Annotated in this window: 12 protein-coding genes; 4 read left to right on the forward strand and 8 right to left on the reverse strand. The window is 61.5% G+C overall.

Annotated features, from left to right (window positions below; genetic code table 11):
• Nucleotides 1-142: 142 nt before the first annotated feature.
• Nucleotides 143-1,549, reverse strand: a complete 1,407-nt coding sequence (locus ACQQCD_RS12445) for an IS1380 family transposase (protein WP_364275826.1) — start codon at nucleotides 1,547-1,549, stop codon at nucleotides 143-145.
• Between the two features lie 91 nt (nucleotides 1,550-1,640).
• Between ACQQCD_RS12445 and ACQQCD_RS12450 the strand changes: the two genes are divergently transcribed.
• Together ACQQCD_RS12450 and ACQQCD_RS12455 are read left to right on the forward strand one after the other, a co-directional pair.
• On the forward strand, nucleotides 1,641-2,060 hold the full coding sequence (locus tag ACQQCD_RS12450) for a protein kinase domain-containing protein (protein WP_430268700.1): 420 nt from the start codon (nucleotides 1,641-1,643) through the stop codon (nucleotides 2,058-2,060).
• Between the two features lie 195 nt (nucleotides 2,061-2,255).
• The gene (locus ACQQCD_RS12455; protein WP_364274754.1) at nucleotides 2,256-2,939 is read left to right on the forward strand and encodes a hypothetical protein; all 684 of its coding nucleotides are present in this window, start codon (nucleotides 2,256-2,258) and stop codon (nucleotides 2,937-2,939) included.
• A 69-nt stretch (nucleotides 2,940-3,008) separates the two neighbouring features.
• Here the strand turns inward: ACQQCD_RS12455 and ACQQCD_RS12460 are convergent, their stop codons facing one another.
• The 6 genes from ACQQCD_RS12460 to ACQQCD_RS12485 form a co-directional block, all read right to left on the reverse strand.
• Entirely contained in the window at nucleotides 3,009-5,492 is a 2,484-nt protein-coding gene (locus tag ACQQCD_RS12460; RefSeq protein WP_364274751.1) for a DEAD/DEAH box helicase family protein, read from the reverse strand.
• Complete coding sequence (locus ACQQCD_RS12465; protein ID WP_364423107.1) at nucleotides 5,489-7,246, reverse strand: site-specific DNA-methyltransferase; 1,758 nt, start codon at nucleotides 7,244-7,246, stop codon at nucleotides 5,489-5,491. The genes ACQQCD_RS12460 and ACQQCD_RS12465 overlap by 4 nt, the downstream gene beginning before the upstream one ends.
• Before the next feature lie 349 nt (nucleotides 7,247-7,595).
• Entirely contained in the window at nucleotides 7,596-7,910 is a 315-nt protein-coding gene (locus ACQQCD_RS12470; protein ID WP_364275770.1) for a hypothetical protein, read from the reverse strand.
• On the reverse strand, nucleotides 7,891-8,223 hold the full coding sequence (locus ACQQCD_RS12475) for a hypothetical protein (protein WP_364275772.1): 333 nt from the start codon (nucleotides 8,221-8,223) through the stop codon (nucleotides 7,891-7,893). The genes ACQQCD_RS12470 and ACQQCD_RS12475 overlap by 20 nt, the downstream gene beginning before the upstream one ends.
• 205 nt (nucleotides 8,224-8,428) lie before the next feature.
• Nucleotides 8,429-9,445, reverse strand: a complete 1,017-nt coding sequence (locus ACQQCD_RS12480; RefSeq protein ID WP_364275774.1) for an ATP-dependent DNA ligase — start codon at nucleotides 9,443-9,445, stop codon at nucleotides 8,429-8,431.
• 46 nt (nucleotides 9,446-9,491) lie between these two features.
• On the reverse strand, nucleotides 9,492-9,797 hold the full coding sequence (locus ACQQCD_RS12485) for a hypothetical protein (RefSeq protein WP_364275776.1): 306 nt from the start codon (nucleotides 9,795-9,797) through the stop codon (nucleotides 9,492-9,494).
• 758 nt (nucleotides 9,798-10,555) lie between these two features.
• Between ACQQCD_RS12485 and ACQQCD_RS12490 the strand changes: the two genes are divergently transcribed.
• Nucleotides 10,556-11,653, forward strand: coding sequence for an IS110 family transposase (locus ACQQCD_RS12490; protein ID WP_364423094.1), 1,098 nt, complete (start codon nucleotides 10,556-10,558; stop codon nucleotides 11,651-11,653).
• A 188-nt stretch (nucleotides 11,654-11,841) separates the two neighbouring features.
• Nucleotides 11,842-16,281, forward strand: a complete 4,440-nt coding sequence (locus ACQQCD_RS12495; protein WP_430268701.1) for an RHS repeat-associated core domain-containing protein — start codon at nucleotides 11,842-11,844, stop codon at nucleotides 16,279-16,281.
• A 254-nt stretch (nucleotides 16,282-16,535) separates the two neighbouring features.
• On the opposite strand, the gene ACQQCD_RS12500 is transcribed toward ACQQCD_RS12495, so the two are convergent.
• Nucleotides 16,536-16,676 carry a hypothetical protein gene (locus ACQQCD_RS12500; protein ID WP_430268702.1) on the reverse strand — a complete coding sequence of 47 codons (141 nt, stop codon included), beginning with the start codon at nucleotides 16,674-16,676 and terminating at the stop codon, nucleotides 16,536-16,538.
• Nucleotides 16,677-16,783: the final 107 nt, after the last annotated feature.

Below are 16,783 nucleotides of genomic sequence, written 5' to 3' on the forward strand. Positions count from 1 at the left end.
AGCCTCGATCCACCGATGAGCCTTCGGCTGGCCGTCCTGGCGTGACCGGTGCGAGATGATGCGCCGCGGGCAGGGGTGTGTTCCGGGCGTCGCATCCCGGTCGTCCACTTGGTCCTTGGTCGTGCCGCGGGCGCGGCGGTGGTCAGCTGGTCGCGGCCGGTGGTGGTGCGTGCGTCGCGGTGAAGAGCTGCTCGAACGGGGCCTGCCAGGGCCAGGCCTCGGGCAGGTGCAGTGTGACCCGGCGCGCGGACCGCGCCAGCCGCGCGGGCACGGAGATGAGAGTGCGGCGGATCGTCGCGGTCGTCGCTCTGGCGAGCCGGCCGGCGTGGTCGGCGATGATCCCTGCTGCGCGGGTGAGGTTGAACGCGATCACCGCGAGGACGAGCCAGGCGCTGTTCGCGGTGAACACCCCGGAGGGCAGGTGAGCGAGCGGGCCGCTCTTCAGGTCGGCGTGGACTTGCTCGATGATCGCGTGTGCCCGGTGGGTCTTGTCCGCCACCACGGTGCCCATCACTGTCTTGTCGGTGGTTGTGAAGAACGCGTGGTGCCGGTAGATGTCGAACAGTGTCGGCTGCTCGACCTGCTTCGGGTTCAGGTCCGGGATCCGCCGCACCACCAGACGCCCTTCGATCCGTTCGGCGATCTTCCGGGACCGGAACGCGACGAAGGGCACTTCGGCGACTTCTGCTTTGGAGATCAGTCGCCCGGTGGCCTCGTCACGGATCGAGTCGGTGTACTCGATCATCTCCCACGCATCCTCGGGGATCGTCGCGATCGCCGCCTTCACCGCGGGGTCCATCCGGACGGTGACCGATACGTCCGCGCCGGCCTTGATCGCCGTGCCGATGGTGGCGTGTCCGTAGAACGCGGAGTCCGCCCGCAGCAACGGCCGGGAACTGCTTCCGGGGTTCAAGCGGCGCAGCGTCGCGAGAGCGTCGCCGACAATCCTGGCGGCACCCTTCGGGGAACCGGTCTTCCCCTGCCGCAGCCGCTGCCCCACGATCACCGGCGCCGACTGCGATGTCGACGCCGTGGCGAACAGGGCGTTCAGGCCGCGGACGCCGGAGTACCCGAACGACGCGCCCTGCTTCTGGTATCCGTGGACTTCGATGATCGTGTCGTCCAGATCCACCATCACCCGCTCACCATCCCGGACCTGCAGCAGTGGCGCGGATTGCGCGACGTTCACCAGGGTCCGGGAGGCGACGGCGTCGAGCTGGCGGACGTGCCCGAACCGGAACTCCCGCAGGAACGAGCCCAGCGTCGACGGCGCATACGTCCGATCGAACAACCTGCCCATCCCGCCATGACGCAGCACGTTCATGTCGTCGATCGAGTCCGCCCCGGCGAGCATCCCCGCCACCAGCGCCATCACCTTGCTGCCCGCGTTCGCGCCCTTATCCGACGGGACCGTCAACCGGACCTGCGCGAGCTGATCGAGCCCTGCGGTGCGGGCCAGGCGGAGCATCGGGACCAGCCCTGCGGCCGACACAAGATTCGGGTCATCGAACTTCGCTGACACCGCAGCGGGAGCATGCTTGAATTGCACCTACGAGATGCCTCTCGGATCGGTCGAACAGCGGTCTAGACAATCACTATTCTTCCTGATCAGAGGGGCATTTCTGCGTCACGGCACCCGCTTGTCACCCAAGCTCATCGGTGGATCGAGGCTAAGCGACCAAGGCATTCTCCACCGCGACTTGAGCCTGACGAACGTCTTGGTCAAGGAGTACGACGCTGGTTTGGTATCACTCAAGATCTCCGACTTCGGCCTCTACAAGGACAAACAAGTAGACCGAACCCGCACAGGCACAGAAATCAAGGGTTCACTCATCGATCCCGCTCTCGAGAACTACAAGGACTACGCGCTGGTCAACGAGGTCTACTCCATCGGCCACGTCCTTGCCTTCATCTTGACCGGGCGTCGAAATTTCAGCGGCCTCACTACAGAGGAGCAGGCCATAATTTACAAGTGCACTAATCCCGACGTTGCCGCCAGATACCAGTCGATAGCGCCCATCACGAGGGCAGTCAGCAAGCTGTCACGATCATCGGAGTAGGCACGCGCTCACCGCTTCAACACTGCTAGAACCGTCTGCTCAGATGAATCGTGGCACCTACACACGGGTGCGTCAGTGCAGAGGCCTTGAACATCGGCCGCGGACTAGAGCAATACCTAAGTGCATCACGCCCCTGCTACGAAGATCATCCTTCGCCGCTAAGCTCGTCGGCAGAGACGACAGGGGAGGAAAGACATGAACGGGACAACATACGCGGCTCAAGAGAGGGAACGTGCGGCATCCAGGGCCCTTTACGAGCAAGAAAACTTTTTGCGGCGCCTAGGCCACCTCAGCGATGAGGAGCTCACCGAGCAACTCGTGGCTACACTCCGGAGCGAGAAGGCGACTGTGGAGCGGTGGCTCGATTCTGGTGATTGTTTTATCCTCTCGTCGGCCGGCAAGGTCCATCTGCCGCACTGCCCGAGCATGCGTCAGTTTATGGACCGTGACGCAGCTTGGGCTCCTTACCTCAGGCACCTAGAGAGAGTGCGTGACTGGCACGGCAGTGACAACGCACCTGCAATGCCCACCATGCTTACCCGCGCCCAGGTTGAGGGCATGAAGACCTACAAGACTTGCCCCTTATGCGCCCCGACGTTGGACCACACGGATAAGCGTCGTGGCATCCGAGGCTGGACGACTTTGAAGGCAGGCAGCTTGGGGACCAAGCACTTTGGGAAGGACTTCAGATTGGTAGACGGCACCAAAATTGGAGCGCTGACCAAGATTTCAAGAGTAGAAACGACGGACGGCCTGGAGTTCAAGGCGGAGTTTGACGGCCTCGACTTCCCTGTCACGGACCCATCTATAGAAATGATGTATTCGACACCCCGCGCCGAGCCAGCGCTAGACCCAAAGTCACAGCCTTGGCGCGTTTGATTGCAGGGGACAAATGCTAGGGAGCACGGTCCTCGCGCTAGTTCCTGTAAATCTAGGTCGGACCTTGCGCTATTCCGGGTTAGTTACCGTCAGCAGGCCATTCCAGGAGCCAGATGACCGCTTGACATCTGTCTCAGTGACGAACATGTAGCGCCACAGGCCAAACCGTTCGTCATCTTCATCTCGGACGGAACGTGCCCACTCCTGAGCTGCATGCTTCTTATGGAGTACGGCCGGATCGTTGGATTCCTTATCGGATTTTCCTTCGATAACCCAACGTGTCCCTTTGGCGTCGATGACTATGAAATCAGGGAAGTACCTTCCTGCCTCTTCAGTCGGAATCCACACTGGGCCCTGCGATTCAACCCGCAACCACCAGGCAACCCCGGGATCGTTGTCGATTATGTGAGCAATTTCCCATTCTGTTGACTTCGCGTCGAAGGAGGCAATTGGCATGATGTTCCGTCGCCATCCTTTGTACTGTGCGCGGCGGATGAACCCGCCGTCATAAGCACCCGGAATTGAAGGATCAACCAGCACCGGTTCCAGGGGAAGTGCCACCGCTTCCAATGTGCGCTGCCGCTCCATGGTCCGCCGGCTCACTGCGTCCCGGATCAAACCCCGCAGTCCCTCAACTGCCATCTTTTTGCGGTTTTCAGACCAGGAAGCGGTCTCATCCCCGTCACGCGCACCGGCCCCGACCAGAAAAGCCTCGACAATGCGCTTGGCAGCACCACGCTGTGCCCGCGTGGCCTCGACCTCTGGCCGAGCCATCACTGCGGCTATGAGTTCTTCCCGAACGGTATCCAGCGCTGCCATGGCTTGTACGGCTTCCACGTGTTCCTGGGGAGTCGCGATGACGCCGACGTTTTCGCCGCGGCGCTCCGCTTCCAAGGCAACACGACGCATGAATAGCGGAAGTTCACGTGAGTACCTCTGACCGAGGGATCTTGCGTCCTCGTCTGCAACGGATGAAAGCGTAAACCTCGACTGAACCAGTCGTGATCTTTCCAGGGGGAAGTAGAGTGTCGGTGCGCCTGCCACCCTGCCCCTTTTCTCGGGACCAGGCGTCGCTAGTTTTCTATCCAATTCACTGGATTGCAGTCCACTGCCAGGGGTAGCTAAGGGATCATTTGCAGGCGGAGAACTTTGACTGGGTAGTCCGGCCCCGGGGGACAGCGGAAACAACGCGGACTGTCCGGCTGACTCATAATCTGGCAGGTCCTCCGGGACGGCAGCAGGCTGTTCCTCGGGCGGCTTCGACCAATCGAACGGCAGGGTCTTTTCGAGCTCCTCGCGTGGCTTAGGTTGCAGCCTGGCGTTGAGTACATCCTTCTTGGCCAGCAGCTTTTGGTAGGAGTCGTGGGCTACAAGGTCGACTTGATCAATTTCAGCGACTCCGGTGCGCTTGCCGAAAGGTAGGCGCAGTCCGCGACCAAGAACCTGTTCGGTCAGCATTTCGGAATCGAGTTTCCGCAAGGCCGCGATAACGGCAATGTTTTTCACGTCCCAGCCTTCGCGCAGCATGTTCACTGAAACGATCGCCCTGATGGGAGAACCCGGATCCTCAACTGCATCCAATGCTGCCAAGGCTTCGTCGGAGGACTGGGAAGTTATTTCCAGTACGGCTGCGGGGTCCCCGATAAATTCGGGACCTGCCAGCAATTGGCCGACCTCACCTGCATGGTCAATGTCCTGGCACACAACAAAGAGAGCCGGCTTCACAACTGCCGCGCCGGGAAATTCATCCCTGTATAGCCTGTAGGCGCCATCTTTGCGCCGCAGTAGGTGACATGCGTCGGCCAACCTAGTGCGTTCGTCCTTCATGCCGTCTTGGCGATAGACGAGAACGGGAACCTTCACCAGGCCGTCAGCAATAGCCTCGGCCAGGGTGTACTGGAATATCACCTTGTCTTCGTCGGCCTTTGCCGGCGTTGCCGTCAGGCCAACTAAAGCGCGGGGCGAGAGGCTGCGGATTGCGGCAGAAAAGGACACCGCTTTGTCATGGTAAACGTGGTGCTCATCAGTGATGACGACAAGATCTTCTTGGCTTTGGAGATGATCGTATAGGGCATCACCAAGGTTTTCGTCGACCTCGTAGACCCGGCGAGAGTTGGTGGCTTTCGGGCGAATGAGCTGCTGGACGTTGAAGACAAAGAGCTTCAGCTGGTCCTTGTCGTGGAGTGCTGCCCCCATGGTGGACGTGCGGAAATTGTCCGGGGTGATAACGAGTGGCGCGTAGTCTGCGCCGGCAACAAACTTCGGGGACGCACGGTCAAAGTTTGCAAGTGTCTTCTTCTGGATGGTTGATCCCGGAGTTACCACCAGGACGTTGCGAACACCCTGTGCTGCAAGATACTCCACCAAGGCAGCCATTAGAAATGTTTTGCCCACGCCCGTGGCTAGGTCGTTGACGAGCTCGACGTACTCTCCGTCGGCGTGGGCAAGATGTTTGACTGTCGCCGCCAGGCCGGTGCGGTTGGGCAATCGCAGATCGAACCGAGAGGAGATGTCGTCCAGAAGTTCCCTGTTGACGGTGATGGAAGGGTTCACTTCACTGTCCCCTTCATAAAGATGTCGTCGGGAGCCTTGCGGATTTTAGATCCTGGGGACAACTCACGTAGAAGCGCTGCTGCGCCATCCTGAATGCCCTTTGCTACCACAACCGCCCTTTCATCTTCCCCCAGTGAAGACACAACGGCCCGGACCACCCGCTCATCTGCCATCCCATCAACGACAGCCAGTCGCATGCGTCCTTTACGGCCGCAGAAAACGGGCTCAGTGGCGTCTTGTCGGAAACCAAGCTGGCCACAGACGGCGCGCGCGAAGGTCTCACCTACTGCCATCTCGGAGAGGTAAATTGTTCCGTCTTCGTCGTCGACTTCGTACATGGACGGCCCCACACGTGCAACGGTGAAGCCTCCACCGCCCTCCCATCGGACAGTGGTGGTTTCCTTCGTTCTCGTGGCCGCACGAAGGGCTTTCATCGTCGTTTCGTCCAATCCCTGAATGGTTTTGGACAGTTTTCCGATTACAGAAGTGAACGCCTGCGCTTCATCGGCAGAAATACCGTCTGCAAGCTCGTTTGCTGGGACACGTGTCTTAGCCGATGTGATCCCCCCGGGATCCCGGCCCTCCACAACCTTGGTGAGGCGAGGGATTATGAAGTCCGTAACTGTGGATTCTTGCAATTCAACGGATACCCAGCGGCGGTTCATCTTGTGAGCTGCTGCGGCAGTCGTGCCCGAGCCGGCAAAGCAGTCGAGTACTAGGTCTCCTGGCTTGGAACCTATGTGCAGGACCCGCTCCAGGAGGCGTTCGGGCTTGGGGGTAGAGAAGGAAGATACGCCTGGGAACAGCGCACGCATTTCATTCTTAGATGATCGGTTGCTGCCGACTTCGGAATGTTTCCAGAGTGTTCTGGGAACCATGCCTGATACGTCGTCCAGGAAACGTTTGATGCTCGGTCTTGCATCTCCGGCTGGGCCCCACCAGATTCGCCCGTCGCTATCAAGTTCACGGAACTTGGATTCACTGATCCGCCAGTAGCGCCCTGGCGGGGGAGCGAAGAAGCGCCCGGTGGGACCTTCTACTTTGTATAGACCCAGGGAGTAGGGCTTGTTAGCGAAAGGGTCTCCCGCGTACCAACGTCCGCGAGGATCCTTATCGGGGTTTTTGTATATTGCGTCGACGGCCGCTGTGCGAGGGAGCTTATTTGGTCTCCACAATCTTTTGTCTTTTGCATAGACAAGTATGGTGTCGTGGTCAGTGCTCAGAAACTGCGCGCTGTTGTTGGGGGAATCCGCTTTTTCCCAAATGACTTCGGCAATGAAGTTGCCTGCTCCTAGCAGTTCGTCCATCAAGGAACGCATTCGGTGAACCTCGGCATCATCCAGGTGGACCCAGACTGAACCGTCGTCACTTAGGAGAGGGATGATGTAGCGCAGTCGATCCCGCATCATCGTGAGCCAAACGGAGTGCTCCAGTTGGTCGGCATAGTGCTCAAATGACTGTTCAGTATTAAAAGGCGGATCGATGTAGACCAGTTTGACCTTGCCAAGGTACTGGTCACCCCACTCGGGATTTGTACCGAGGGCGCGCAGAGCATCGCCTGAATCGCCGGTAATTAGCAGGTTAGAACTCGACTCTTCACCGACAGTCCGGACTGTCTCGATAAGTTTCACTTCCGTTGCGCGAGGATCGCGGGGGGAAACCCATTGGTAGTCGTAGCTGCCTTCCGTGGACGGAATCAAGGCCATGTCCTTGCCCATCCACGTCAGCTCCAGCCGCCCCTTAGGGTTGCCCATGTCTCTAGTCCTTTGTCTCTCCCACGAAAATCGGCCTTCCCGAGTCTATCCGGGGAGGTCATCCAGTCCTGAAGCATTAGCAGCGGGGGCAAGACTCCGGGGGCGGAAAGGAATTTGAACCGCCCCAGTAGCTCAGACAGGCTTCATGTGCCCGACCAGAACCACCAAAAATGCACAGTTGTACCCAATTGGTAGCTGATGGCTTGGCAGACTCCTTGAATCAGCGCTTCTGAGCCGATGCGGATGTGTCGTGCCAGCAAGCTTTCGGGCCTGTCCATGGGGTTCTTGCACATGCATTTCTTAGTAGCCGAACCCCCTTTATGCAGAAACGACGGCGCTCCCTGGGAATTCAGTTGTCCGTGATAGCTTCCAGCAACCACTGTTCCGACAACGGATCCCGGCGCAGCTCAAAGGTTCGTAGCGCCGAGGTAGAGGCCCCGAGGCGGACCTGGAGACGCCAATGCTCGATATCAACGACATTCCCAACACCCACAGGAACCGTCCGCTGGGTCTCCCACCAGGAGTCCCTGGTGAACCAGTGCAGTGGCTCCGCCGCGACCGCCCATACGCGCCCGTCGTACCGGACGGCCAGAGGAGTGCCGGCCGCGGTGAACCGCACGTCTACGGGGGCGTCGAGGGTTGTTTCACTTACTGTTGCTGTCACGGTTGGTCCGCTCTCCCAAATTCCTGTTCATCATTTCTTCCCGGCGGGTGACCGCCGAACTCCACACCCACGTCCGGTACGTCACCGGCCCGTCCTTCCACGTCACTTCGGCCGCTTTCCTTGTCCATGCGAATACTTCCCCGTCCACCAGTTCGGCGCAGTTCGGGAACCGGATCCAAGCTTTGACCGGGATCCCGGGGTACCCGTTTTTGACCGGGAAGTGCTCGAAATCGAGCTCTTCCACGGTCAGTCCGATCGGGCAGGTACGACGCGCGTACTGCGCCTGCAGCGCGGCAGCTTGTTCCGGTCCCATATCACAACCTTAGAACATATATTCGAATAGACACGCCAAGAAAAAGCGGCTACTGAGCCGCAGGTTTCATTGTGGGGGAGGGGTACGACAAAGGCGGCGGCAGCGCTAAGTGCCGGAGCGGGTTATGCCCATTGTGGGCAGGTGGAGACCGGAGGATGAATCTCAAAGCTGTCCACACTGGGTATAACGCGCCGCTGCACCGTCGTCAGCGGTGCCTGTTGTTCAGTTCAGGGGGAACCTTGACCTCTCCGGGGTCCAGCTCCGGCCTGACGCGCTTCCAAGTGATGGGGTGCCGAAAGGACGTGCGGGACCAGGCGACGTCGGCTGATACCTCGACCACGACTGGTTCGACCAGTGTCAGCCGCACGGGGCCTTTGTCCTTGCTGAATCTGTTCAGGGAGGACTCGCTGATCTCTTCGGGCCACGGATGCCCGGGCCCGGCCGGGTGGAGGTGGCGGCCCAGTTCACGCCCGGCCTTCGTGGACAGGATGGTCGAGCGGCCGACAATCTTCAGTTCGCCGCCCATGGGCAGGCCGGCGATGATGGCCTGTGGTTGGGCCATGGACCCGATCACGGCCGCGCACACCACGTCCCAAATATCCTTGTGCTTGAGCTTTAACCAGATCCTGGCGGCCTCGTAGGGCTGGGAGCCTTTGAACACGAGGCCTTCGATTCCTGTCGCGGGAAGATCCCGCAGCCAGGTCTTCGCCAAGTCCATGTCCCTGGTGATGGGGGAGAGGTGCAGTGGTGGGGCCCAGTCCCGGGCGAGCTCCTCGAGCAGCTGCCGGCGCCCGGTGAACGGCACACCCCGGGTGTCCTGCCCTGCAACGGCCAGCACATCGAAGGCCACGAACGAAGCGGGCAGCTCGTTGGCCAGGGCGGGAAGCGCGGCCCTGGAGGTGACCATGCGCTGCTGCAGCGCATCAAAATCCAGCCGGTCCCGGTTCCAAATGACGGCTTCGCCGTCCAGGACTACCCCGGCAGGCAACTGCTCTGCGAGAGCGGCAGCTGCGTCCGGCAGGATTCGGGTAAGTTCCTTGCCCTGTCTGGACCAGAGCGTCACCGTGCCGCCGTCATTGAAGGCGGTAGTGCGGAAACCGTCCCATTTGGGTTCCGCCCATAGGCCGCCAGGCAGTGCGTTGGGGCCGGGGAAGGTCTTGACGAGTTTCGCCAGTGCAACCGCGACCGGTGGGTGCAGTGCCGGCGGAAGGGACTCGGCCATGGGCCCAGCCTAAAGGAGAAACCAGGACGAACGTCCGTGGTGGCTCTTACTTGGCCGTAGGACCTTCCGTATTCGCCTCCTCCGCGTCGATGCGGCGGAGTAATGCCGCCATACTCCGAACGGCTGCCGGGTCTTCCTGCCAGGGTTTCCCGCCCCGTGAGCAGGCATGAAAACCGGTGGCAGCTGACTCTTTCGCCGCCTCGGCGAGTTCGGCCCACGCCGCTTTCAGATCTGCCAGCTGTTCAGGAGTCCACGGCTCCTGGTCTTTCGGCTCAATGGCCGCTGCGAAGGCGCGACGACCGGCAGCCGTTGCCGGCTTGCGCCGACGGGCGAACCAGCTCCACAGACCCATCGGCTTCCCTTCGTTTCAACACTCCAATGACCGTCCAGGCACAGCAGAGGGCCGGAACCGGTGGGAATGGGCCCTCTGCCCTGGGGTGTAAACATCCTGCTGCTTACGGTCTTCGAGCATGCCATACCGGTAGGTGATGGTGCATGCTCGCAGGGCTCGCACCCGTGTGGGCGTCCGCTGGCGCGGCCGGCTGTTTGCTCCAGGGCGCGCCGTCGCAGAGCTCCGGACCCCCTGGCCCTGTGTTGTCTGCGACGCTTTTTGGCTGCTGTCCTGACGGATTGTACGTGTCCGCTCCGGCCCCTCTAGCCCCTCCTTCGTCGGGGCCTGCGGTGCAGGAAATGTCCCTGCGGCGCTCCTTCGTCGCTGATTTCCTCCGGGAATTTCCCGCCCCTTGCCCTTACGGGTAGACAGGCCTCCGTCGGCCACAGCTCCGCAAGCTTCGCCAGCAGCCAAAACAACTGTGAGTCTTGGAGTGGTTGGTCTGGGACTAGCTGGCAGTGTTGATGCCGGTCGTTCTGCCTGGCGCGTGACTCGAAAAACAACTTGCCCCCTTGAGGGTGCGTTTCCCCCGACTTGTCCGCGCTGGGTGGAGCGGCCGGCGTTGACCTGTCCCACGTCGGTGGCTTGATTAGAAGCTTGCCCAGCCTCTGGAGGTTGTGGCTCATCACAGTTTTGCCTCGAGGTGACTCTTCCCAGGTTCAATGCCGGCCGTCATGCGGCCGTTCTTTGTCCGTTCCAAAGGAAGGAGGGTGTCAGCGTTGACTATCGTTGCGCAGACCCGCCCGTTCGTCATCGGCGTGGACTGCCATGCCCGCACCCACACGTTCGCCGTCATAGAGGCCAGCACCAAGCGACAAGTCGCGAGCGAGCAGTTCCCGACCACCCCGGCAGGGATTGCCCGCGCCCTTGCCTGGGCAGGTCGACGGACAGGCGGCGATATGGGGTGTTTGTGGGCAATTGAGGGTGTCGGCACTTATGGGGCACGTCTGGCCAGGGCCGTAGTCGATGCAGGCTACGATGTCGCCGAAGCGCCACGTATGAACGCCCGCGGCCGCCGGGGGCTGGGCAAGTCCGACGCGTTGGATGCGGCTGCCATCGGAACGGCCGTCTTGAGCGTGGAGGAGTCCGAGCTCCGGGCGCCGCGACGGGATGAAGGAACCCGTGCTGGACTGAGGATCTTGAGCGCGGCGCGGGATCAGCTGACCCGGGACCGAACATTGAATGCGAACGCACTCCTTGCTTTGCTCCGGGCCCATGATCTAGGAATCGACGCCCGTAAACCATTGGTTCCCGCTCAGATCGCGACGATCGCCAGATGGCGGGACCGACAGGAGAAGCTAGAAGTATCAATCGCCCGCGAGGAAGCGGTTCGGTTGGCGCGCCGCGTCCTCGAAGCAACTTTGCAGCTGGCTGCGAACCAGAAGCGAATGACGGAGCTGATCCAGCAAGGCCCAGCTGCACCGCTTCTGGAAATGGTCGGCGCCGGGGCTGTCACGGTCGCGACTGTCCTGACAGCCTGGTCTCATCCAGGAAGGGTTCGCAGCGAAGCTGCCTTTGCTTCGTTGGCAGGGGTGAATCCCTTGCCAGCTTCAAGCGGTAATACTGTCCGGCACCGGCTCAACCGGGGCGGTGACAGGCGCCTCAACCGGGCCCTGCACACCATCACGATGACCCGCATGACGCATGACCCCGGAACACGGGAGTATGTCGCTAGACGCACTCACGAAGGCCGCAGCTACCGCGAAATCCGAAGATCCCTCAAGCGCTACATCGCCCGAACCCTCTACCGCCAACTCAACACCCTTTACGCCGCCGCCGAACCTGCCGCGTCCCCGGCTATTGGTACGGCCCCATAGCGAGAACAGGAGCGCACGAAGAACGCTGCCCAGGCTGGTGGGTATCTCCTCAGGTTTGTCCAAGGTTTTGATCAATATCATTGCCGCCTTATCCGGGGACGGTTAGCGTCGGGGCATCACTCGTTGGGGGTTTGGGCGTTCGGTGAACTGGGGATTGCCGCGGATCATTCGTAGAAAGTTCTTGGGGGATGTCTACTGTTCCGAGCCTGATCCGGCCTGCCCTTTTCCGGCCTGTTTCAGCTGGTTTTACCGCTGTCAGGGTTGTTATCGCTGCTGTTGTTGCTTTTACGGTCACTGTTGCCGGGTTTAGCGCCCCGGCGTTTGCCGCTCCTTTGGTCGCAGCGCCCGCGTCGGTGGCTTCGGCGTCTGTACAGGCTCCATCGGTTGTGCCGGCTCAGTCGACACCTTCGGTGCAGGCCGGCGTTTTTGTCCCGGTCCAGGGACGTGCGCTGGACACGCGCTCTGGGCTGGGCGGTATCACCGGGCCGGTGACGGCGCAGACCTGGCATCCCTTCCAGGTTCTGGGCGCCGCAGGGGTGCCGACCAGCGGTGTGGATGCGGTCCTGGTGAGTTTGACGGTGGTGAATGGAACGGGTGTCAACGTCGCCCAACTGGTGCCCAACACCGCCCGGCACCATGACACGACGAACCTGTATTCCGGGGAGAATGACACGATCTCCAACACGGTGGCGGTCGCGGTCGGAACCGACGGGAAGCTGGCGCTGTACTCGACGTCCTCGCAGCAGTTCATTGTCGATGTCCAGGGCTATTTCACTGCAGGTGACACTCCGGCTCCGGGCGCGTTCGTTTCCGTCCCTCAATCCCGAGTAGTAGATACCCGTAACGGCACCGGGTACCCGGCCGGTCAATGGTCAGGGGCGGGGATCAAGAGCCTGGCCTTGAAGGGCAAGGGAGGGGTTCCGGATACGGCGACAGCGGTCTTCGCGAACATTACGGTGCTTAATGACAATGACACGGCCGAGCTCACTTTCACGACCCAGCCCGGGGGTGGTTTCGACGGCGGCGCTGACCCTGGGACCACGATCAATTTCCGCGGCTCGGCCACGACGGCTGTCTCGGCGGTTCTGAATCTGAACGCAGCGGGCGTGGTTGATATCAAGCACAACCAGCCGTGGGCCACGGGTTTCCACGTCCTGGTGGATATCCAGGGCTATTTCGATGGGCAGGTCTCCGACAGCGCGTTCACCACTGTCGAGTCCCGGATCTATGATTCCCGTGTCTCAAACACCCCGGTCAGCGGTTTCAGCTCGGTGGAGGTGCAGATCGCCGGGGTGGGTGGGCTGCCCGCGGCCTCGACTAGCCTGGCGGGTGTGGCCATGAATATCACGCCCATCACGACCGGGACCGGCAACTTGACCGTATGGCCCTCCGATGAGACTCAACCCGGTACGAGCACCGTGAACTACACCGCGGACTCGGTGTCCAACACCGTCGTGGTACGGCCCAGCACCGTCACCGGAAAGGTCAAGATCTACAACGCCGGGCCCGGTAACGTCCACGTCATCCTCGACTCCCAGGGGTGGTTCAGCAACGCGAACCTGCTGCCACCGGTCACCGTGAACGGGGCCGAGTCAGGCTCGCGGGGCAAGGCCTCAATGGTCGGACACACGCTGACCGACGCTGCGAAGCTGGCGCTGAACCCGACGAACGGCAACGCGGTGTTCACGGGCCGGCTGTTCAATCTCCGGGGCATCGGGCAGGACATGAACGTCGCCTGGCGGTACAACTCGAAGTACGACCACCGCCCCACGCTCTCGATGGGCCGGCTGGAAACCGCGCTGCGGGTCGACCCCGCCACCGGGAACATGATGTACACGGCCCCGGACGGTGGCTGGTACACCTTTATCAACACTGAGGGTGTCTTCACGATGGCGCCGGAGCTCAACGCCTCCCTCACGAAGGTCTCCACCACGGAGTATTGGCTCCGGTTCAACGACACCGGGGTCACCAACGTCTATCAGGACGACGGGACGAACTTTGCCCTGGTCCGGTCCGTCGATGCGAACACCATCAACCCGAACACCGTGACCTACACCTATGGCAACGGCCGGCTGACCCAGACCACGGACACCCAGGGCCGCACCGTTTCCTACGTCTATAACGACACCCGGAACCTGAACCAGCCCTCCGCGATCACCGATAACTCCCTGAACCGGACCGTGAACATTGAATACGGCGGCGGTGAAGGCCGGATGTCCAAGATCACGGACGCCACCGGCGCGGTCACCACCCTCGCGTACACCGGCGGGAAACTCAGCTCCTTGACCGACGGGCGGACCAACACCACCGCCCTTACCTACGCAGCGGACGGCTGGGTCAACACTGTCACCTACGGCCAGGGTTCGTCCGCGGCCGCGACCTGGACCCTCACCCACAACGCCGACGGCAGCCTGTCCTACCTGACCGACCCGAACAGCAAACAGACCACCTACACCCTGGATGCGAGCAAAACCCGGGTCCTGAAGGCCACGGACCCGAACGGCAATGAGTCCTCGGGCACCTTCGATGGGCACGATAACCGGATGACCACCACGAATGGTTTGGGCCAGACCACCACGGCGGCTTATAACGCGAATAATTCGCTGACGAAGATCACCTCCCCGCTGGCCGGCGCCTCGGGCACGGCCGGGGATGCCTCCTTCACCTATCCGACCGCGGTGGGGGATCCTTTGCTGAATTACCGCCCGGACACATCCACCAGCAGCGAGGGAAACACCAGCACTATCCAGTACGACCCGAACACCAAAAACCCCTCAGCGATCCTGACCCCTGACAACCTGGGCGGCACGCCCCGGCGCTACTACCAGGGTGACGCTGCCGGGACGGTCTGCGGGGCGAAATCCGGGTCGTTGTGCCGGTCCACGGACGGGAACGGCAACGAAACCACCTACAGCTACGACGCGGCCGGGAACCCGGTCACGGTGACCCGACCAGCTCCGCTGGGTTCCCTCGCGTACACCTATGACGCGGCCGGCAGGGTCGCGACGGCCAAGGACGGTAAGAACCAGACCGCCACCTATACCTATGACAACAATGACCGCCTGACCCAGGTCCGCTACGCGGCGACCTGTGTCCCGGCGACCTGCGTCGCGTACACCTACGACAATGCCGGGAACCTCACCACCCGGGTCGATGCGGCAGGGACCACCACCTACACCTGGGACGCGCAGAACCGGCCCACAGGTAAAACCATCGGCGGGGTGACCACCACCGTGACCTACGACGGGGCCTCGAACATCCTCACCAGCGTGGACCCGCTCGGGACCGTGACCTACCGGTATGACGGGGCGAACCGGCTGACCGCCCTGGCCGAACCGGGCGGGTCCTGCCCGGCCACCCCGGTGTTCCCGAACAGCACCAAATGCACCGGCTTCGAGTACGACAACGCCAACCGGCGCACCGTCACCAAGTACCCGAACGGGGTGAAAAACACCACCACCTACGACGGGGCAGGGAAGATCACGGACATCAGCGCGACCAACACAGGCGGCACGGTCCTGGAAAAGCGCGCCTACACCTACACCCTCAACGGGGCCAAGGACGGCGGGCTCCGGAAGACCATGACCACCGATTCCGGCTCGGTCACCACCTACGGGTACGACAAGCTCAACCGGCTCACCTCAGCGGTCAAGGGCACCGTCACCGAATCCTGGACCTACGACGCCAACAGCAACCGGCTCACCGACACCGAGACCGGGGCCGCGACCGTGTACTACGCGTACAACGCCGCGGACCAAATCTGCTGGCACGCCACCGCGACCGGGACCTGCGCCGCACCACCGTCCGGCGCCGTGATGTACGGCTATGACGCGAACGGCAACACCACCCTCGCCGGGTCCGCCGGGACCACGCAGGCCTACAACGTGTTCGACCAGTTCACGTCCAACACCAGCGGCTCCACCGTAACGAACTACACCTACGCCGGAACACGCAACGACGAACGGACCACGGCCGGGTCGACCTCGTTCCTCAACGGCTCCCTCGGCCTCACGCAGCAAACCAAGTCAGGGGCGGCCACCTCGTTTATCCGGGACCCCGACGGTACGCTCATCAGCATGCGCACCAGCACTGGGGCCAGCTTCTACTACACCACCGACGCCATCGGCTCAACCGTCCTGCTCACCGACAGCGCCCAGGCCAAAGCCGTCGAATACAAATACGACTCCTGGGGCGTCCACACCAGCTCCAGCGGAACCCAAGCCGCAACCAACCCCTGGACCTACGCCGGCGGCTACAACGACACCACCAGCAACCGCATCAAATTCGGTGCCCGCTACTACAACCCCTCCCGCGGCCGCTTCACCCAACCCGACCCCTCAAACCAAGAACAAAACCGCTACCTCTACGCCGGCGCCAACCCCATCAACAACACCGACCCCACGGGGCTGGTCTGCTACTCCTTCAATAGGGACACGCCGGAATGCGGCTGGTACGGACCGCCGGCTCCAGAAATGACCCCTTCTTGCAAAGTCGACTCGATTGTCTTTGGTCTTAGTTTTGTGGCATCAGGCGGTTTCAGCGGATGGGTTACCGCCGCTATTGGTTTGGGAGGTTTCGCAGGCACACTGACTGCTTGTTCTGGTCAGTTTCCAGAGTATTCCGGCTGAATGGAAATCAGCTCCCACTCCTTATATCTAGAAAGGTGAACTATGCAGAAGCGAGCGTTTCCCAGTGCGGGCGGCATATTCGCAGGGGCGGTCATCCTCATAACGGCAGTTATTGCCCAGCCCGATGCCCCCGCGTGGATATCCGTCAAGTTCGTACTTATCTCCATTGGTGGCCTTCTCCTTATCGCCAACATAGTGGGACTGATGCTCATCAGACGGCAGAAGGACCGGCAGGAGACTGGGAGCGAGTGACTCTACAGGTACGTGGCTACACCATATTCGAGAATGAGCACGTCATGATGGATGACGGCAAGCAAACCACCACCGAAGCTCCATAGGACAACGTTGCGGGCGGTAGGCAAAACCGCCCAGGAAGCAGGGATCAGCACAGGCACCGCCGGAGACCTTACAAACTGTCGGCGCTCCTCCGTCACGAGACATGACGCGAAGACTCCTGTTTTTTGAAGGGGCCTGTGCGGGTTATCTACGGAACTGCATTCAG

This window comes from Pseudarthrobacter sp. J1763, from assembly GCF_050490295.1.
In the GTDB taxonomy this organism is placed as follows: domain Bacteria; phylum Actinomycetota; class Actinomycetes; order Actinomycetales; family Micrococcaceae; genus JBNPEO01.